Source organism: Bifidobacterium catenulatum PV20-2, from assembly GCF_000800455.1.
Lineage (GTDB): Bacteria > Actinomycetota > Actinomycetes > Actinomycetales > Bifidobacteriaceae > Bifidobacterium > Bifidobacterium kashiwanohense_A.
In genome coordinates this window covers 287,484-306,499 of the sequence record NZ_CP007456.1, presented here as the reverse complement: position 1 = coordinate 306,499, position 19,016 = coordinate 287,484, and the positions used below count along the sequence as shown (strand labels likewise).

General features: G+C 55.5%; 19 protein-coding genes. 11 read left to right on the top strand and 8 right to left on the bottom strand.

All coding sequences use genetic code 11. The features are described from left to right. Nucleotides 1–2: 2 nt before the first annotated feature. The 3 genes from AH68_RS01175 (at nt 3) to trmD (ending at nt 1,846) form a co-directional block, all read left to right on the top strand. Nucleotides 3–236 carry an RNA-binding protein gene (locus AH68_RS01175; RefSeq protein ID WP_003811858.1) on the top strand — a complete coding sequence of 78 codons (234 nt, stop codon included), beginning with the start codon at nt 3–5 and terminating at the stop codon, nt 234–236. A 21-nt stretch (nt 237–257) separates the two neighbouring features. Next, the gene (rimM, locus tag AH68_RS01170; protein WP_039196879.1) at nt 258–845 is read left to right on the top strand and encodes a ribosome maturation factor RimM; all 588 of its coding nucleotides are present in this window, start codon (nt 258–260) and stop codon (nt 843–845) included. A gap of 89 nt (nt 846–934) precedes the next feature. Beyond that, complete coding sequence (gene trmD, locus AH68_RS01165; RefSeq protein ID WP_039196877.1) at nt 935–1,846, top strand: tRNA (guanosine(37)-N1)-methyltransferase TrmD; 912 nt, start codon at nt 935–937, stop codon at nt 1,844–1,846. A 49-nt stretch (nt 1,847–1,895) separates the two neighbouring features. On the opposite strand, the gene rsmD is transcribed toward trmD, so the two are convergent. From rsmD to rpmB, 3 genes are all read right to left on the bottom strand, one after another. Beyond that, nucleotides 1,896–2,498 (bottom strand): 16S rRNA (guanine(966)-N(2))-methyltransferase RsmD, encoded by a 603-nt coding sequence (rsmD, locus tag AH68_RS01160; RefSeq protein WP_039196875.1) that lies wholly within the window; start codon nt 2,496–2,498, stop codon nt 1,896–1,898. A gap of 62 nt (nt 2,499–2,560) precedes the next feature. Continuing rightward, a complete protein-coding gene (locus AH68_RS01155) occupies nt 2,561–5,299 on the bottom strand; it encodes an ATP-dependent DNA helicase RecG (protein WP_039196873.1) in 2,739 nt (912 codons plus the stop codon). Between the two features lie 155 nt (nt 5,300–5,454). Then, nucleotides 5,455–5,649: a 50S ribosomal protein L28 gene (gene rpmB / locus AH68_RS01150; RefSeq protein ID WP_003807649.1), complete on the bottom strand. Its 195-nt coding sequence runs from the start codon at nt 5,647–5,649 to the stop codon at nt 5,455–5,457. 375 nt (nt 5,650–6,024) lie between these two features. On the opposite strand from rpmB, the gene AH68_RS01145 reads away from it, so the two are divergent. The 4 genes from AH68_RS01145 to AH68_RS10700 all read left to right on the top strand — a co-directional run bounded on the left by AH68_RS01145 (nt 6,025) and on the right by AH68_RS10700 (nt 8,376). Continuing rightward, nucleotides 6,025–7,323 carry an MFS transporter gene (locus tag AH68_RS01145; RefSeq protein ID WP_052189237.1) on the top strand — a complete coding sequence of 433 codons (1,299 nt, stop codon included), beginning with the start codon at nt 6,025–6,027 and terminating at the stop codon, nt 7,321–7,323. Nucleotides 7,324–7,618: 295 nt separating this feature from the next. After that, nucleotides 7,619–7,879, top strand: coding sequence for a hypothetical protein (locus AH68_RS10525; protein ID WP_039196869.1), 261 nt, complete (start codon nt 7,619–7,621; stop codon nt 7,877–7,879). Beyond that, a complete protein-coding gene (locus tag AH68_RS01135; RefSeq protein WP_039196868.1) occupies nt 7,863–8,135 on the top strand; it encodes a DUF4160 domain-containing protein in 273 nt (90 codons plus the stop codon). The genes AH68_RS10525 and AH68_RS01135 overlap by 17 nt, the downstream gene beginning before the upstream one ends. Then, nucleotides 8,128–8,376: a hypothetical protein gene (locus tag AH68_RS10700; protein WP_039196867.1), complete on the top strand. Its 249-nt coding sequence runs from the start codon at nt 8,128–8,130 to the stop codon at nt 8,374–8,376. The genes AH68_RS01135 and AH68_RS10700 overlap by 8 nt, the downstream gene beginning before the upstream one ends. A gap of 392 nt (nt 8,377–8,768) precedes the next feature. Here AH68_RS10700 and AH68_RS01125 read toward each other — a convergent pair whose 3' ends face one another. After that, nucleotides 8,769–9,503, bottom strand: a complete 735-nt coding sequence (locus AH68_RS01125; protein WP_039196866.1) for a FadR/GntR family transcriptional regulator — start codon at nt 9,501–9,503, stop codon at nt 8,769–8,771. Nucleotides 9,504–9,779: 276 nt separating this feature from the next. On the opposite strand from AH68_RS01125, the gene AH68_RS01120 reads away from it, so the two are divergent. The 3 genes from AH68_RS01120 (at nt 9,780) to gnd (ending at nt 13,004) form a co-directional block, all read left to right on the top strand. Next, nucleotides 9,780–10,331: a gluconokinase gene (locus tag AH68_RS01120; protein WP_039196863.1), complete on the top strand. Its 552-nt coding sequence runs from the start codon at nt 9,780–9,782 to the stop codon at nt 10,329–10,331. Nucleotides 10,332–10,567: 236 nt separating this feature from the next. After that, nucleotides 10,568–11,896, top strand: coding sequence for a GntP family permease (locus tag AH68_RS01115; RefSeq protein WP_039196861.1), 1,329 nt, complete (start codon nt 10,568–10,570; stop codon nt 11,894–11,896). Between the two features lie 142 nt (nt 11,897–12,038). After that, complete coding sequence (gene gnd, locus AH68_RS01110; protein ID WP_081995843.1) at nt 12,039–13,004, top strand: phosphogluconate dehydrogenase (NAD(+)-dependent, decarboxylating); 966 nt, start codon at nt 12,039–12,041, stop codon at nt 13,002–13,004. Between the two features lie 281 nt (nt 13,005–13,285). Here the strand turns inward: gnd and AH68_RS01105 are convergent, their stop codons facing one another. The 4 genes from AH68_RS01105 to AH68_RS01090 all read right to left on the bottom strand — a co-directional run bounded on the left by AH68_RS01105 (nt 13,286) and on the right by AH68_RS01090 (nt 17,920). Continuing rightward, complete coding sequence (locus tag AH68_RS01105) at nt 13,286–14,476, bottom strand: pyridoxal phosphate-dependent aminotransferase (protein WP_039196857.1); 1,191 nt, start codon at nt 14,474–14,476, stop codon at nt 13,286–13,288. 169 nt (nt 14,477–14,645) lie between these two features. Further along, nucleotides 14,646–15,320, bottom strand: a complete 675-nt coding sequence (locus tag AH68_RS01100) for a TetR/AcrR family transcriptional regulator (RefSeq protein WP_039196855.1) — start codon at nt 15,318–15,320, stop codon at nt 14,646–14,648. 168 nt (nt 15,321–15,488) lie between these two features. After that, complete coding sequence (locus AH68_RS01095) at nt 15,489–16,694, bottom strand: DUF2974 domain-containing protein (RefSeq protein ID WP_004220207.1); 1,206 nt, start codon at nt 16,692–16,694, stop codon at nt 15,489–15,491. Further along, a complete protein-coding gene (locus tag AH68_RS01090; RefSeq protein WP_039196854.1) occupies nt 16,694–17,920 on the bottom strand; it encodes an Mbeg1-like protein in 1,227 nt (408 codons plus the stop codon). Before AH68_RS01090 ends, AH68_RS01095 begins: the two co-directional genes overlap by 1 nt. Before the next feature lie 225 nt (nt 17,921–18,145). Between AH68_RS01090 and AH68_RS01085 the strand changes: the two genes are divergently transcribed. Further along, nucleotides 18,146–18,931 carry a mechanosensitive ion channel family protein gene (locus tag AH68_RS01085; RefSeq protein WP_039196851.1) on the top strand — a complete coding sequence of 262 codons (786 nt, stop codon included), beginning with the start codon at nt 18,146–18,148 and terminating at the stop codon, nt 18,929–18,931. Nucleotides 18,932–19,016: the final 85 nt, after the last annotated feature.

Genomic DNA, 19,016 nt, shown 5'->3' with positions numbered 1-19,016 from the left:
TCATGCTCGCCCAGGCTGTGGAACATCTGATTAAGAACATCGTCGATTTCCCCGATGATGTTTCTGTGAAGTCCCATGAGAACGCGCGTGGCGAACTCATTCGCGTGCGCGTCAACCCGGAAGACATCGGTCGCGTCATCGGACGCAGCGGACGCACGGCAAATGCGATTCGCACCGTGGTGCAGGCACTGGCCGACCACAAGGTGCGCGTCGACATCATGGACGTGCGCAGGTGAGATCCTAGCGTGGTGCGTGATATGCATTCTGACGACCCTCAACAGCCCGAGCTGCTGAGGGTCTGTCGTATCGGGCGTGCGCAGGGACTCAAAGGCGAAGTCACCGTGCAGATCTTTACGGACGAACCGGAATACCGGTTCGCTCCCGGTGCTGTGTTGTACACGAAAGACGGCGAAGAAGAGTATGTGGTGGAGAACTCCCGTACCTTCAAGAACCGTTGGATTATCAAGTTCGAAGGCATTGACAACCGCGACCAGTCCGAAGCGGCCAACGGCATTGTGCTGTATGGCGAGGCGGACGATCTGGAAGACATGCTTGAAGCCGACGAGTGGTATCCGAAAGACCTCATCGGTCTTGAGGCGCGACTGGCTGAAGACAATATGCTTGGTCTCGAACCGGGCGTGGTGGTCGGCAAAGTCGTTGACGTGATAGAAGTGGCCCAATGGCTGCTGAAGATTCGTCTCGCCAATCCAGTGAAGGATGCCGACGGCGTTGTGGTTGAGAACAGCGCGCTTGTGCCGTTTGTGGACGAGCTCGTGCCAGACATCGACCTCGAAGAGGGCTATCTGACCCTCGATCCGCCCGGAGGACTTATTCCGGGTCTGTGATCGCAATTACTTATTAGGTGGGCATTGGATTCCATGCCCACCTTTTGTTTTCCGCTATTTGGCAGACATACCGGTATTCTGGAATCATTATGAAGATTGATATCGTGTCCGTTTTCCCGGAATATTTCGAAGTGCTGAACCTCAGTCTGCTCGGCAAAGCGCAGGCGAAAGGTCTTGTGGAAGTGACCGCCCATAATTTGCGCGATTGGACGCACGACGTGCATCATTCCGTCGACGACACTCCTGTCGGCGGTGGCGCGGGCATGGTGATGAAGCCGGAAGTGTGGAGCGAGTGTCTTGACGAGCTGCTGCAGCTTGAGCCGGCGGTAGTTGAGAATACGGAAAATATTGAGGATTCTGCGGATTCCTGCGATACTGCAGATTCCGGCACTGCACAATCTTCTGCAGATTCTGAGAATTCCGAAAAAACTGATATTGCACAATCTTCCGCAGGTCCTGTGCTGATTTTTCCGAATCCTTCCGCCCCACTGTTCACACAACAGGATGCGACGGAACTGAGCCATGCCGATCATCTGCTGTTCGGCTGCGGCCGTTACGAAGGGTATGACGCGCGCATTCCGCAGTATTACCGCGCGCAAGGCATTGACGTGCGCGAATATTCGATCGGCGATTACGTGTTGAACGGCGGTGAGGTCGCGGTTTCGGTCATGTTGGAAGCGATTACGCGACTGCTGCCCGGTTTTATGGGCAACGCGGAATCGATTGTTGAGGAATCGTATACGGGCGAGAACGCGCTGCTGGAGCACCGCCAGTACACGAAGCCCGCGGAATGGCGTGGCATCAAGGTTCCGGACGTGTTGCTTTCCGGCAATCATGCGAAAGTGGATCGTTTCCGCCGTGATGAGGCGCTCCAGAAAACCGACGAGTTGCGTCCGGATCTGATCGAAGCGTTGGATTGCGCCAAGCTTGACAAAGCCGATCGCAAGACGTTAATGGCGCTCGGTTGGGAGGTTTCCGCCGCTCACCCGCGCAAACGCTAGCTTTCAAACGCTTGTTTTTACACGGAATAATCGCAAGTTTTTCCTGCGATTATTGCTGACCGTTATCAGAGATTGGCTCGCTGGGTTCAATGTAGTAGACGGCGGTTTCGCCATAGTCGCGCCGATCGGTGATTTCCCAGTTCGCGGGGGCCGTGGGAGCTTCGGAACGGGTGGATCGTTCCAGCATGATCACCGTGTTGCTGGAGGTCAGTTCACGGCTGGCAAGATCGGCGAGCAGCTGGTTGCAATCATTCGTTTCGAAGGCGTACGGCGGGTCAATGAACACCATGTCGAACGGTTCAACGGCCGAAGCTGAAGCCGCGTATTTTTCCGCGCGGGCCTTCACCACGCGGGCGCTCATGCCATGTTCCCACGAACGGTTATGCTTCAACGCGGTCAGCGTCTGCGCGATCAATGCGGCCGCCGGAGCGGATGATTCCACCGCCACCAGCTCTCGTGCGCCACGGCTCAATGCTTCGATGCCCAAAGCGCCGGTTCCTGCAAACAAATCGAGCACGCGGGCATCGTCCAACACTCCCCATGAATCAAGGTGTGAGAAAATCGCCTCTTTGGTGCGATCTGTAGTCGGTCGGGTACCCGACTTCGGCGTGGTCAATGCCACACCTTTGAATCGTCCTGAAATTACGCGCATACGCACTACTTTAGCGTGGTGGGCTTAATTTAGGTGTGCCCGGCTTTTCTAGGCGTGCCAAACTAATTGCTGGTCAGGAACATTTCGTTACCGCGCGTGAAATCCAATACCGCTCCAGCCAACTGCACAGATCCAAGCAAATCGGGATCAGCCGCAACAAGCTGAGTGGCCTCGGCCCGTGCCTGTTCGATGATCTTCACATCCTTGACCACGCGCAGCAGCTTCAATCCCGTTTTTCCGCCGGATTGCGCATCTCCGAGCACGTCGCCGGCTCCGCGGAATTCCAAATCGGCCTGTGCGATTTCGGCACCATCCAACGTGCCCTGAATCACGTCAAGACGGCGGGCGGCATCACTGTCCGCAGGCGCACGCGAAATCAGGAAAGCTCCCGAATCAGTGCCGCCACGGCCAACGCGCCCTCGCAACTGGTGCAATTGCGAAAGTCCGTACCGATCCGCGTCGAAAATCACGATGCAACTGGCTTTCGCAACGTCCACGCCGACCTCAATCACCGTGGTCGCCACCAGAATCGGCGTTATACCGGCTTCAAAATCGGCCATAACCTGCGATTTTGTGGCGTCATCGTCGCGCCCAGTCAATGTTGCGAATCGAATGCCTTTGAATTGCGGCAACGATCGCAGACGCTCCACGATTTCTGCGACGGAATGCAACGGGGGGCGTTGCGCGCGCTGTTCGTCGTCTTCTCCAAGATCGTATGCTTCATCAAAGGTGGGAATCGGCGAGCCCGTAGTTTTCGAGTTTGAAGCAGCCGACTCCGCCAACGCGTCGTCCGCATTTTCGGAATCGTCGTCGATGCGCGGGCAGACCACGTAGGCGCGCTCCCCCGCATCAATGCGCTTACGGATCAGGGCGAACATTTCGCTCATCAGCGACGCATTGCTTTCCGGCACCACGAATGTGCGAATCGGCTTGCGGCCGCCAGGAAGTTCGGTCAGCGCGGAAATATCAAGATCGCCGAACCAGGTCATGGCTGCGGTGCGCGGAATCGGCGTGGCCGTCATGACCAGCAGATGCGGCGCAGTAGCCCCCTTGGAATTCAACGATTCGCGTTGCTCCACGCCGAAGCGATGCTGTTCGTCGATTACCGCCAACGTGAGGTTCGGTGCTTGGAAACTCTTGGAAAATGCGGCGTGCGTCGCCACGACGATGCAGGGCATGCCTGATGCGGCTGCGGCGAGTACGCGGCGGCGTTCGGCAAGTCGCATGCCTCCCGTAAGAAGAAATACGGGAATTTCCCCATCTTTTGTGCCGAATACATCGTTCCCCTTGCTTGGAATACCCGCTTTTTTTGCATCGAAAATATGCGATTGCTCACTTCGCAATGTAATCAAATCGTCGTTATTTGAGTTATCCACATTGGAAATTTCGGCTATGTCAAGCAGGTCGACGAGTTGTGCACCTTTATCCACAGCATTATTGTTGATAGTTTGTTGTGTGGATTCCCCAGTTTGTTGGTATGTTGGCACTTGCGTTGTCGCAGTATTTTCTCGGATTCTGGAAGCTGTTTTATTATCTGCATCCGTCAATTTCGCCACCATTTTGGAAATGCTCGCATAATGCTGTTCGGCAAGAACCTGCGTTGGCGCTACAAGCACGGCCTGCCCGCCTGATCCCACAGCCTGCATCATGGCTGCGACCGCGACCACGGTTTTGCCGGATCCAACCTCGCCCTGCAGTAATCGTTGCATGGGGTAGTCACGCGTCATATCGGCGGAAATATCGGTAATAACCTGTCTTTGACCGCTCGTCAGAGCAAACGGCAGCGAGGCAATGAAATCGTCTTTCAACCGCGTTACGGAACATGCGGTCGCCTTGTTTTTGCGTGATGCGTCGCGTGTTTTGACGAGTGCGGTCTGGCAGATCAGAGCTTCCTCGTATCGCAACGTTTGCAGGGCGTTGTCGAAATTCTTGCGATCGACCGGATCATGAATCGCCATGAATGCTTCAGCGCGATGCATAAGCCCATATTTCTCACGAAAATCTTCCGGAATAATGTCGGGAATAGCAACAGACAATGATTCAATCTGCACTTCACGATCTATTTGAGGAGCGTCAAACTCCCCTTCTTGTGCGATATTACCTGAGGAATTATTTGCCGTTTGCGCTGGCAAATACTCGCTTCCACGCAACGCATCCATGTATTTCAATACCGATTCGTGAATATGTTCGCTGGAAATCCTGGAATTCGCATGATATACCGGTCGCGGACGGCAGACTCGTTTCAATGCTTCATCAACCGTTTGCGCATCGTATTTCAGATTACCAAGCGGCGGATTTGCAGGATCGCCGAAACCGTCATTCCATTCCCCGCTTTCTGCCTGCGATTGCATGGGATTGATGGTAAGCAGGTCGGGATGCGTGAATTGCAAACGATTGTCATACACGCTTGGCTCGCCTGCGACGACCAGCAGCGCTCCCGTGTGCAATTTGCGCCGCACCCAGTCGACATACGATTTGCGATATGAGAAGAAAACCAGCGACGCCAACGATTTTGGGGTGTTGCGACGGGCTGCGAAATCATCGTCGGCGACTGTTGCGATCAGACGGAAGCCACGACGAGCCATGGGGAAAACGCGCGTTTCGAGCACGTGCGCGGCGAATGCCATTTTCTCCCCGATTTTCGCCTCGTGCAGTGCGTGTGCTGGAACGGGGTCGGTTACGCGGAACGGATAGTAGGTCAGGGCGTCGCCTACGGACACCACGCCAAGCGATTTCAGCGCGCCAACCCTGCGGCGGTTGCTTTCGATTGATGAAATCGGTGTTTCCAGTGTGGTGCTCATAACGCACCATTCTCCCCATTTATGCCGACAGATACGGCTTCAGCGGGCAAAATTCCCCACCCACTGGAACAATCCGTACGCTCAAGACCTGGGCGCATAAAGCAAAACCCCGGCGACCAGTGGTCTACCGGGGTTTCAAGCTGTTATTTCGCGATTCACGCTTCAACGCGCTGAACCTTGCCAGCCTTGATGCACTTGACGCAAACGCGAACGCGAACGTTCTCGCCGTCGATGGTGGTGCGAACCGGCTGCAGGTTCGGGCGGAAGGTGCGCTTATTGCGAATATGTGAGTGCGAAACGGTGAAACCGGTCTGCGGTCCCTTGCCGCACACTGCGCAACGAGCTGCCATAATGGACTCCCTATAAATTACTATTGACTTGCAAGTCTGCGCATTCGACACCATGCAACTGAATGCACGGCAGAACACACAACTTCTCAACTATACAACCAGCCCCAGCCAATCGCAAACCAGATCGTAAACCTGTGGATAGAAATCGTCTTGGATTCCCCGGAATCATGGCGCTTGTTCAAAATAGCTGAACATCAATCACACATCAGTCGCAATGTTCATGCATTGTTCATGCGTAACGGCAGAGCGCATCCCTTACGTCCATTTAAGATGAACTGTAGTGTATACAACAGTGAATTGACGGTTTATTCGAAAGAGTCAACAATCATGTCTGAACGCGCAACAGCGCCCACAACTGCGCCCGCCGCAACTTCCATGCCCGTAGCTTCTGAGACAGCCGCAACATCCGCAGAAAATCTGCCGGAACCCAACGCAAAACTCACCACCCGCGAAAAAAAGTGGATCGTCTACGATGTCGGCAATTCCGCATTCGTGATGCTGTCGACCGCCGTCGTGCCAATCTACGCGAACTCGCTGCTGCAGTCCGCCGGCCAATCGAATATCGTGTCGACATGGGGGTACGCACAGACCATCGCATCACTAATCATCGCGGTGATGATGCCTGTGCTCGGGTCCATGGCCGACGTGCAGGGCATGAAGGTGAAGTTCTTCACCGGATTCTTCCTGACTGGCGTGGTCGCCTGCTGTGCGATGGCACTGCCGCTCAGCTGGCTCGTTTTCTTGGTGGTGTGCATTCTCGCCACGGTCGGCCTGAACGGTTCGCTCACGTTCTACGATTCCATGCTGGTCGATATCACGTCGAATGAACGTATGGACCGCGTGTCCTCGCATGGTTTCGCATGGGGCTATATTGGCTCCACGATTCCGTTCATCGCCTGTATCGCGCTGATTTTCGGCGGTCCGTCGTTGTTTGGATGGTCCACGGTGGCATGCACGCGTGCTTCGTTCGTAATCACCGCATTGTGGTGGGTGGCGTTCACCATTCCGCTGCTCACCAGCTATAAGCAGGTGCATTACCGCGCTACCGCGGGTCAGACCGGTGAGGCCATCCGCGGCACATTCGCAGAGCTCGGCTCCACTTTTCGTGCAATCCGCAAGAACAAGCCGTTGTGGATGTTCATGATTGCGTTCTTCTTCTATATTGACGCGGTGAACACGGTGATTTCCATGAGCACCTCATACGGCACGCAGTTAGGCATCGACTCTACGCATCTGGTAATGGCGCTGCTGGTCACGCAGTTCGTGGCATTCCCGAGCGCAATCGCGTACGGCAAGCTGGCTGGGCGTTTTGGCGCAAAAACCATGATCACCACCGCTGTGATCGCTTATATCTGCATTGTGCTGTTCGCCGCGTTCTTCTTGCGTTCCGCTACAGAATTCTGGATTCTTGCGATTCTTGTCGGCTTGTTCCAAGGTGGTATTCAGGCGTTGTCACGCTCGTATTACGGCAAGATCATTCCAAAGAATCGTGCCAACGAATATTACGGTTTCTACGATATTTTCGGCAAAACCGCCTCGATCATCGGCACCTTCCTCGTGGCCACCACCACGTCGATCACCGGCAACGCTTCGGTGGGCGTGCTTTCGATCGCAATCCTGCTGATCGTCGCCCTCATCTTCCTCTTCCTGCAAAAAGACCCCACCCGCAAGTAGTACTTGTCTACTAAATGCGCATGTAGATTCAATCGCCACAACCGATTGATTCTACATGCGCATTTTGCCATCATGGAGAAGCTTTCTCCCGGCAACAAGGAAGGCTCCAAGCCGCCAAAGGGAACCCTCCGACGTCTTCATATTTGCCGAAAGAAACGTTGGCAGAGTTCTGTAAAACCATTCAATTGCGGATTCAGCCATTACCCGCCCGTATACACACGCCCGCCTCCTTTATGTTTTCACACTTAACGGGACCACACTTCCGCCCTACAATAGAAATAGCAAGGAGGTCAGCATGCGCATCTTCGATTATTACGAAACCGGAGACGGAGTTAAGGTCACTCATTCTGATTTGACGCCTGGGCACAACGTTCTCGTGTTCTTCGACAAAGACGATCGACATCTAGAGGTTTCCATCCCAGAAGGCCGCATTATTGAAAATAAAGGATTCAGCGACAGTCAAGCTGCTGCCTTTCTCATTAGTGCAGTACGGGGTATGAAATCCATCATGGATTATGCACAACACGGGGGCGTTGACCATGCCTGGGCTGTATAGAATCGGCGGTTTCCTCATTTATTTCTGGGTCAACGAAAGCAATGAGCCTATTCATGTGCATGTTGCACGGGGCAAACAATCTCCAGCTGCCGCAAAATTCTGGATTTTACAGAATGGTGACGTTCGTATGGAAAAGGCTAGCCCAGATATGTCTGCAAAGGAAATACGAGGTATCACTGACTTCCTTCGTTCTGTCGCCCCAGACATCGTCATGACATGGCAGGAAGTGTTCGGCTATGTCCGTTTCTATGACTGATTTGCATAAGTGCGGTCGTATTGGCGATTTTGACGTGTATTACAACCCTGTCAATAAGAGGATGATTTGCGAGCGCACCTCCGACCTCGCCGCAGCCCTGTTTGAGTATCCTTCCTGCGATTTAGTGCACAACTGGGGTGTAAACGCGCAGGAATTATCCCAGCTGCGAAGTCAATTGATTAATCGGTTTTCTTCCACTAATATCGCAGCAAAAGAGAACAGTAATAACGACTATTTTTAACCGCAAAAACCAGAATTTTCAACCTTCTGCAACCGGTCGATGACAAGGTCGCAGCGGTGGAATTTCGCCGTTTCATCGTCGGTCAAATACAGATTGACGAAATCGCCAACGCCATTGCCATCAACAGCAACCGGCAAACTCAGGAACACGTCATGCCGACATGCCCCGTATCGACGACCACCACTCTGCTGCGATGCACGTTCATGCGATTGCTACCGTCTTCTGTTTTACTGCTTAACTTTTGCCTGTTTTTCGGAAAACAGCTGCCTTCATGCCGTATTTCCGATGTCAACTTACGTCTGAAAAGTCACGCATGGCAAGAGTCGACCGCATAGTAATCGCAATTGCATTCTTCTTCAGAGTCTACGAAAAAAGCAATGCTGATTCGAAAATCAGAAGAAATTGAAGGCACGTGCCACTTCGTCGACGATGTCGAGCATGGCGCTGCGTGCACGTTCAGGATCCCCCTTGGCGATCGCGTCGGCTACGGCATCATGCGCGTCAAGTGCGTCGGGCTTCGGCTTCATCGGGTATTTACCGAGTTCCACGCGACCACGCAGCACGGTGGCGATGGTGTCGGAAAGCGCGGCGAACAGCTCATTGCCGCTTTCATGCAGAATCAGCGTATGGAATTCCACGTCAAGATCGTGGAATTGCGCAAGCCCGGCTTCGCCTTCCTCGTTGGCTTCGGCGATCTGCCGCATTCGCGCCGCATACACGGGGAATTTCGCCTTGACGTCGATGGGGGCAAGACGTGCGGCGGAAGCTGCTGCAGCCGGTTCGACCGCCAGTCGCAGTTCAGTGAGAGATGACAACTGCTGCTCGCGTTGCATGGAGTGGAGACGCCATTCGATCACCTGATGGTTGAGCGCCTGCCATTCGCCGAATGGACGTGCAACAAGTCCGATGCGACGTTTGACGAGTACCGCATTCATGGATTCCAGTGTTTTCGCGACTTCTCGCGCCACGGTTCTGGAAATACCGAAACGACTTTGCAAGGCTTCCAACGTAAGGCTTTCGCCAGCCTTCCACACGCCGTCGAGCATTTCGATGGCGAGCGTTCGACTCACCGAATCCTGCATCAGCTCACCGCCAGTATTTTCTGCGATTACCGTGCCTTCAGCCATCGACCGTTCCTCCCTTGCCCACTCCACAACATGCCTGCTTTGTTTCACGGTATGTTTCACATATTCTGCGACACGCACGGTAATCACAAATTGCAGATGATTGCGTATCTGCGATTGCGTGATTTACCGCTATTTTGCACTATCTCCAGCATAGCAAGTCACACGATTTTTCCAATTCATAGTACTTTTTATTTGACTGATACTACTTTTACGGTTTATAGTAGTCTTATTCCTGGTGCGAAGCGGCACGGGATCGTCAATAGCAAGGAGAGCAACATGAGCATTCACGTAGTGGTGATGGGCGTTGCAGGATGTGGCAAATCCACCGTCGCAGAAGCCATCCATGAACGACTCGGATACGTGTACGCGGAAGGCGACGACTTCCATCCGCAGGCGAATATCGACAAAATGTCAGCCGGCATTCCGCTCACCGATGAGGACCGCTGGCCATGGCTGAACGTCATCAACTCCTGGATGGTGGCACGCGAGGCGCTCGGCGAAAACACCGTGGTGTCCAGCTCCGCGTTGAAACGCAGCTACCGCGAGGTGCTCGCCAAAAACGTGCCCACATTCTTCATTCACCTCAACGGCAGCCACAAGCTCATTCAGCAGAGGCTCAGCGAACGCAAGGGCCATTTCATGCCGCCCGCGCTACTGCCAAGCCAGTTCGCCATTCTTGAGCCGCTTGCCCCCGAAGAGAACGGCGTGGAAATCTCCATCGAAGGCAGCGTCGACGAAATGGTCGACCGTGCCATCGAAGCGCTGAACGCCTATGCGACAACCGTAGCCGCGACCGTGGCAGCCCAAACCGCAACCCAGGCCGCCTAACCCACCATCCCCCAGTCCGCATGTGTCCGATTCGGCAGAAACGGACAGCCAAAACCCAAAACCGGTGCATGTTTGTCCGATTCCACAGAAACGGACAAACAGAACCCAAAAACAGCAGCTCAACTGTCCGATTCACCAGAATCGGACATGTACGCACCCAAAATGGGCTTCCATATGTCCGAATCTCCAGAATCGGACAAATCTAGCAAGCCAACCCCATGAATCGAGGAGGATTCATGAACCTTATTGCAGCAGCGATCATCGGCATCGCCATCATCGTTCTACTTATCGCGGTATGCAAAGTGCATCCGTTCCTCTCCTTGCTAGCCGGCTCGTTCACGATGGCCGTATGTGCAGGCGTGGAATACGACGAAGCGTTCGGCAGCTTCACCTCCGGCGTAGGCTCCACCATCGCCAACGTCGGTCTGCTCATCGCGTTTGGCTCAATCATTGGCACGATCCTGTTCAGGTCGGGCGGCGCCGACACCATCGTCGACACCATCATGGCCAACACACCGTTGCAACGCCTGCCGTGGGCAATGGCATTAATCGCGTTCATCGTAGGCATTCCCATGTTCTTCGAAGTCGGCGTGGTCATCCTCATTCCGGTGGTGCTCTTCGCAGCCCGCCGCGCCAAAGCACCGGTTGTGCTGCTGGGCATTCCGGCCCTCGCAGGCCTTTCCACCCTGCACGCGTTCGTGCCGCCGCACCCCGGACCACTCACCGCAATCGGCGCACTGAACTCCAACCTTGGCATCACCCTGGCACTCGGCCTGCTCGTAGCCGTCCCAACCGTAATCATCTCCGGCCCGATCTTCAGCAAACTCGCCGCCAAGTGGGTACCGATCGCCGCTCCGGAAAACAAGGCTGAGGCCGAAGCGCCAAAATCCGCGGAAAACCGCCCATCCTTCGCATCCGCAATCGGCGTCATCCTGCTGCCGGTCGTGCTCATGCTCGCCGCTTCCATCGTGGATCTGACCGGCCAAAGCGAAACCGCGTGGGGCCGTGCGCTCGCTTTCATCGGCACTCCGTTGACCGCGCTGCTCATCACCACGATTTTCGCGATGGTCGTACTCGGCTACATACAGAAGTTCACCCGCGACGCGGTCAATGGCATGGTCGGCCAATCCTTCAGCTCGGTCGCCGGCATTATTTTGATCGTCGCAGCAGGCGGCGGCTTCAAACAGACGCTCGTCGATTCCGGCATCGGCGACGTGATCGCCAATTCAATCACCGAATCCGCCATGAATCCGCTGATTGCAGGCTGGCTGGTCGCCGTGCTCATCCGCCTCGCCACCGGTTCCGCAACCGTCGCCACCGTCACCGCTTCCGGCATTATGGTGCCGCTCGCCACCGGCATGAGCCCGACGCATTTGGCACTGCTGGTGCTTGCCATCGGCGCAGGATCCGTGTTCTTCTCACACCTGAATGATGCTGGATTCTGGCTGGTCAAGGAATATTTCGGCATGACTGTCGGCCAGACGTTGAAGACCTGGTCGTTAATGGAAACGATTCTGTCGGTCACCGGCTTGGGTTGCGTCATGCTGCTTTCGCTAGTGCTTTGACGCACGATATTCCACACATGAATTGAGATATACGATTCGCACGTCTCATATCTGAACAACATATCTGAGATACAGAAATTACAGACCTGCCGTCCATCTGTTGTTTGTCACCTTCTCTTCTGCATTGCGGAAGGCGACAGCGATGGACGGGCGGCACCAATCCCAATCAAATCCACAATTCCACATCAAACACAACCGTAGAAAGAAGAACATCATGCAGCTGGCAATGATCGGCCTAGGCCGAATGGGCGGCAATATGGCGAAGCGCATCACGGCAGCCGGACACGAAGTGGTCGGATACGACCGCTCCCCCGAATCGGATCGCACCGTAGCAAGCCTCGAAGAGATGGTAGCCGCGCTCACCGTGCCGCGCATCGTGTGGGTGATGGCGCCCGCAGGCGAGGCGACCGATAGCACCATCAACGAATTGGCGGAGCTGCTGGAGCCCGGCGACATGATCATCGATGGCGGCAATTCCCGTTACACCGATGACGCGCGCCACGCGGCCGAACTCGAGCCGAAGGGCATTCACTTCATGGATTGCGGCGTTTCCGGCGGCGTGTGGGGCATCGACCGCGGGTACGCGCTTATGGTGGGTGGCAACGAAGAAGATTTTGAACGCGCCCGACCGATTTTCGAAGCGCTCAAGCCTGAGGGCGATTCCGGACTCGTGCTCGCAGGCCCGGTTGGCGGCGGCCATTTCGCCAAAATGGTGCATAACGGCATCGAATATGGCATGATGCAGGCGTTTGGCGAAGGTTTTGCCACTATGGTGGAATCCGACCTCATCAGGAATCCGGCCGCCGTAATGAGCTCGTGGCGAGACGGCTCCGTAGTGCAGTCCTGGCTGCTCGATCTGCTGGCCATCGCGTTCAAGTCGGATCCGACACTCCAGTCCATGCCGCCGGTGGCCAATGAATCCGGCGAGGCGAAGTGGATGATCGAGGCGGCGCTCGAACTGGGCGTACCAACCCCCGCCACTGCGGCCGCACTGTACGCACGTCAGACTTCCCGCGGCGGTGCGGATGACATTCTGCGCGTAGTTTCCACCATGCGCGCCCAGTTTGGCGGTCACGTCACCAAGATTGACGAAATTGCCACGCACTGATTGCGTCATGGTCGGCGAGCGCCACGTACCACGCGCCGACCATGCATCTCGTTTCGTAGATTTCGCCCGGCCTCCCGCCCCACCGGATTTCGGGCGAACCCATATCCGTACACATCAAAAAACGATATTCGTTATATGTGGCAGATTCCCCCTCTCAGGAAAGATGATATTCGCTATATGTGGCAGACCTACTAGGCCAAACGTCACTTAGGGGGCAAGTTTTATCCCCTCTAACCGTCGTTTTCCGCATAAACCTGCCACATATAGCGCAAACGACTTGTTCAGCGGCCGTAGACTTCGTGCACGAACTTTTCGAGCGCGGCGATGGAACGCTCCACCTTCTCCGTGTCGATGCAGTACGCCATACGGAAGTAGCCGGGCACACCGAAACTGTCGGACGGCACGAGAATCAGATCGTAGTCCTTGGCTTTCATACAGAATGCGTTCGCATCATCTTCTAGCGCCTTCGGGAAGATGTAGAACGTACCACCCGGGCGCACCACGTCGAATCCGAGCCTCACCAACGCGTCGTACAGGAGGTTCATGTTCTTTTCGTATACGGAAAGATCGCTCGTCTCATCCACCACCTTGGCCACGGCCAGCTGCACGCTGGATCCTGGGCAGTTGTGTCCGGTTTCGCGGCTGACCTGCCCGCACATCGGCACGATCAGTTCGGCGTCGGTGGCACGCGGATTCACCGCCACATAGCCGATGCGCTCGCCCGGCAATGACAGCGACTTGGAGTACGAGTAGCACGAGAGCGTATTGTCGTAGAACTTGCTCGGATACGGCTGCACACCCCCGTCGAATACGATTTCGCGGTACGGTTCGTCGGAGATCAAGAAGATGTCATGACCGTATTCAACCTGCTTGGCACGCAGGATTTCAGCCAGTCGCGTCAGCGTTTCGGCGGAGTAGACGGCTCCGGAAGGATTGTTCGGCGTATTGATGAGCACTGCGGCAGTACCCGGGTTCAACACCTGTTCAAACGCTTCGAAGTTGATTTGGAAGCTTTCGGTATCGGCTGGCACCACGGTCAGGTGCGCGCCGGTTCCGTTGACATACGGCTGGTACTCAGGGAAGTAGGGGGCAAACGTGATGACTTCGTCTCCAGGCTTGATCACCACGCGCAGTGCGTGGGCCAGCGCGCCGGCCGCTCCCGTGGTCGGGAAGATGTAATCGGCCGTATAGTCCATATCGAAGCGACGGTTGAGGCTTTCCGCAATGGCCGCGCGCACCGGGGCAATGCCCAGCGACGGCGAGTATCCGTGCAGCGCGACCGGCCCCACCTCCTGGTACAGTGCGATCATCTCGTCGGTGAAGCTTTGCGGACAGGGCACGCTCGGATTGCCCAGCGAATAGTCGAACACGTTCTCATAGCCGATTTCGGCGCCACGCGCGGTCGCGTATTCGCTCAGCTCGCGGATTACAGATTTTCCGCCGAGCATGGCTTTGTAAGCTTCGTTGATCATGGACAACCTCCCCGTCGTTCGTTCATTTCGCGCTTTCGCACGTTTACGCTGCCACGCGCTTTCATACTGCCACGCATGTTCGCACGTTCGCGTTTTCCGCAGGACAATCCGCGGAAAAACGCCGCTATATCGTTTTTACCACCGGATTGTCACAGCCGGCTTTCGATGGTCACTTGGCAGACGGCGGCTGCTGTTGCGAAATCGCCATGCTGGGCACGAATCCTTCGCTGAAGATTCTGCGCCAATATTCGAGCATGTCTGATTTCGACATTGACATGAACATGCCCGCCGCAAGCACGGCGACATCCTCGTTGAATACGGTATCAATCGGCAGTTTCTCATGCAGTTTCGGCCAGCGTTGCAGTACGGAAAGCATTCCGCCGACCGTGAAGTCAAGCATGAGATCGGTTTTCAGATCGAGGTTGTCGGCCTCCAGCCCAAGTACGGAAATCATGGTGAGTCGCCCGAATTCCTTGAGTGACGAAACGAGTTCCGGTGAGCTGTGCGGGCCGGCCAGCAATGCCAGTCGGTCGAGACGCTGGCGCTGTTCCGGATCGCGCAGCAGCGCGGTGACATGCTTGCGCCATTCGGTGTCCGGATCGAAATCCCGTCCCGGTACGCCTGGCATTGGCGTGTTTTCGACGGCGTGCAGAATTGCGGAGTCCGCGAGTTCCGGCAGTCCGGAGAAATGGTAGTAGAAGGAATTGCGATTCACGTCTGCCGCGCGAACGATGTCGGTGACGGTGATTTTGTTGTACTCGCGTTCCGAAAGCAGCTCCCAGAATGCGTTTTCGAGACGTTCTTTCGCCGGCAGGATTTCTGAGTCTCTGCGTGGTCGTGGCATCAGTACCCCCTGATAATTAGTCACGCTGCCTTATAACCACATTTATTGTACAAGTTGTCTAGACCAAATTTCGGCAAATGTCGTATACGAATTCACGCTTACAACACAAGTACGCTACGTGCACAGCGCCCGCCCACGTTCGCACAGTGCTCACACCTCATTCGCACTTCACTTTCGCTGAACTTTCGGATTGCGCGCGAGCGCCGCCTGTAACAGAATCACCAGCGCCTGATTGATGTTGCGCCGATCCGCACTGCTCAAGCCAACATATGTGCCGAGCATTTCGGGAATTACTTTCGGACCGGCTGCCACGATCGCGGAAATACTGCCCGCCCCGGAAGCTTCGAGCACGGAGAACAGCGCGTCGACCGCATGCTCGCGCTGTTCTTTGGAAAGTCCCGCAAGCCAGCCATTCAGCGACTTGTTGAACACCACCGAACTGTCGGCCACATCTTCGGCCTTGGCGAATTCACCCCCGTGCATCTGCCACGAGAAGGCGAAATGCTGCATGATGCCGTCCACGTCGGATTTCACCACCACACAACGTTCGGGGGTTTCAAACACCATGCCCACCACCGAGGAGTCCGGCACGATTTTCACAATGCGGTCGCTAACGCTCGCATATTCGAAGCTTTTCACCACTTCTTCGGGGAAACCCGGCCCGTCGAGCGAGTAGATGCGTTCAACGCGGTCCTTGATCTCGTCTTCGGCGTTCATGGCCGCATATACGGCCAGGTTACCACCTTTGGAGTGACCGGTCAGCAGTATCGGCCCATCCCACAGCGAGGCGACTTTTTTCAGGTATTCAGCTGCGGAAACCTGTGCTGGAACCGGGTATTGGAAGGCCATGTTGAAGTCTTCCTTCCATCCGACCAGCGAATCATCGGTACCCCGAAACGCCACAACCAGCGTTCCCGACGGCAGCCGGAAAGTCACTGCCGCGAACTGCGTTTGCGCACCGCCATCGAACTGCTCGCAATACGCGCTCATCTCAACGTCGGAAAACCGCGGATTCGCCGCCACAGCATGGTAGAAGTCGTGCGTTACCTGCGGATCGACCAATCCCACGTTCTCCACGTCATGGTCGGCTACGGGCTTGTCGTGGTTCAGCTCGTCATCGGCACGCGCAATCGTCACGCCGCCAAACGGGGGCTTGCGCAGCATACGCAACGATGCAATCGGACGCCGAATATCGAATTGCTTCGCACGCGCCTGCAACGTACCGTATTTCGCTACCAAATCGTCCAATCGCAGCACGCATTCCGGTACTTCGTCGTACGAAAGCTGCGCCAACACCAATGCGTCGGCCTCGCGGAACGGCAATGCCTCGAAACTGCGCGTTTCCGTGCGCGCATAGTCAATAATATTGCCCATCACGCATCCCCCTCCTTGTCGTTGCGCAGTTCACCGACAGCGACTTTCGCCGCACTGGCTGGAATCGCTTTGAACACGTCTTTGATGAGTTCGCGCGTTTCCACGTCGGTACCTCTGGCGGCTGCCACGATTTTCGGCAGCGAATCCGTCCAATTCGCCACCAGATCAGCGATATTACCGTACCCCGCCGCTGCGAAGATGTCGTATATCTGGTTGATGGCTCGTTCGCGTTGTTCCTGGCTTACGCGGTCGAACCATCCGTCGATGGTTTTGCCGATGAGTTGCGCACCGCCTGTCAACTCGCTTGCCCGCTCGAATTCGCCGGATTGCGTCACTTGCCAGCTTGATCCCATATGCTGCAGAATGCTTATGGCGTCGGCTTTGACGAAGGTTGGTTTGATTTGCGATTGCAACAGCATGCCGATGATGGAGGATTCCGGCACGGTTTTGTCGATTCGTGCCGCGATTGCCTGATATGCGCGGCTATGCACCATGACTTGAGACATTCCAGGACCGTCATGCGAGAAGATGCGGGATATTCTGCAGTTGCGCCCCGGCACGCTTCCGCCGAGTGCCGGCAGCAGTCCGAGCCGTTGCGCGCGCTCGTTGGTCGCTTCAATATCGCTTTGCGTGATTTGCATGGCCGCATATACCGCCATATTGCCGCCTTTGGAATGCCCGCCGATCATAACGTCGGGTGATTTTTTCGCCGAGAGAAAACGTTCCGTCCTGTCCAAAATCGAGTCCGCATATCGATATGCCGATTCTTGCGACGGCACTGGGCAACGCACCGCCATATTGAAATCCTCTTTCCAACCGACGAGCGTGCCGTCAGTGCCACGGAACGCAACATATAAGCCGAAATCGGCACCCAAATCGAAGGTCATCGCAGCGAATTGTTGCTGCTCGCCCTCATCCAAACGTTCGGCATACTCCCCCACCCGCAATCCGCGGAATCGCGGCGATTCGCAAACCGCACGCAGCAGCGAAAGCCGGTAATCATTCATTTCAGAGGAATTCGAAACAAACATCTCATCGTAGCTTTCGGCGCGCAGCAATTCACGAATCGGCACGGTCGCCACCGACTTAGCCTCGCCGAATACTGGAACCAAACCCAGCAATCGCATGTAGGAAAGCTCGGAAAGCACCAAGGAATCGACATTGCTGAACGCCAATTCGCCAAACCCGCGGAACTCTCGGCGCACATAATCCACCACATTGCCCATGCCTCAACTTTAGCCCGTTCGCGGCTCCGACCACATGCCACCACGCGCATTTCCCCACATGTTCTCGCACACACCCCCGTACACCCATGCTCAAACCGACTCAGCCACACACTGTAGGATATGTGCGAACACCAGTTGCAAACACACATCGCAGGTGCAGCGAACGCAAGTCGAACGCACCAGTAATGCATGCAACAAACTTATGAAGGGACGCTCCAGAACACCATGGAACCGATTGAAATCGCTGTGGATTGGCTGAAAACCAATTCCGGAAAAATCATTCTGCTCATTGTCGTCGCACTGCTTGCGGCCGTTATCGACAAGGCGCTTACCCGAATCGTGAGCAAAGTGCTGGACCGTTCGCAAGTGCCGAACGCTTCGATTTTCATCAATATTCTGCGCGCGGTGGTGTGGACGTTGGCTGTGGGCACTGTGCTGCAGCCGGTGTTCGGCATTAATCCGACCACGATTTTCACCGCGCTCGGCATTGGTGGTCTTGCGGTGTCGCTCGGTATGAAAGATACGATCGCGAACATCATCGGCGGTTTCGGTCTGATGCTTGGCCGTGTAATCCAGCCGGGCGATCTGGTGAATGTGGCGGGCACCGATGGCGTGGTCGAAGATATCAACTGGCGTCAGACCGTGGTGCGCGAGCGCAATGGCAACGTCAAGATCATTCCGAATTCGATTCTGAACACCGCGTCACTGGAAAAACTCAATCCGTCCAATGAGATGCTGGTTCGTGTGCCGTTTACCGCCAAGGCCGGTACCGACATCGACGAGATGACCCGTCAGGTGGTTCAGGCCGTGCAGCGCGATACCGCCGATTTGGCCGATCCGCGCTTCCCTCCGAAAGTGAGACTGACCGGTTACTCCCCTTACGGCATCAATGTCGAAGTGTGCGCGTACGCCAAGCCGGAATCGTTGCTTCCCGACATGATCAACGCCGTGGCACGTTCCATCGCCAATGCTGATTTTCTTGAGAATCGCGCCATTAACAAGGAATCGTAATATCCTCGCGAACACAAGAAATCGCGGTTGACCCATATATATATATATATATATAAAATGCCGCATGCAGTAGTCCACATGCGGC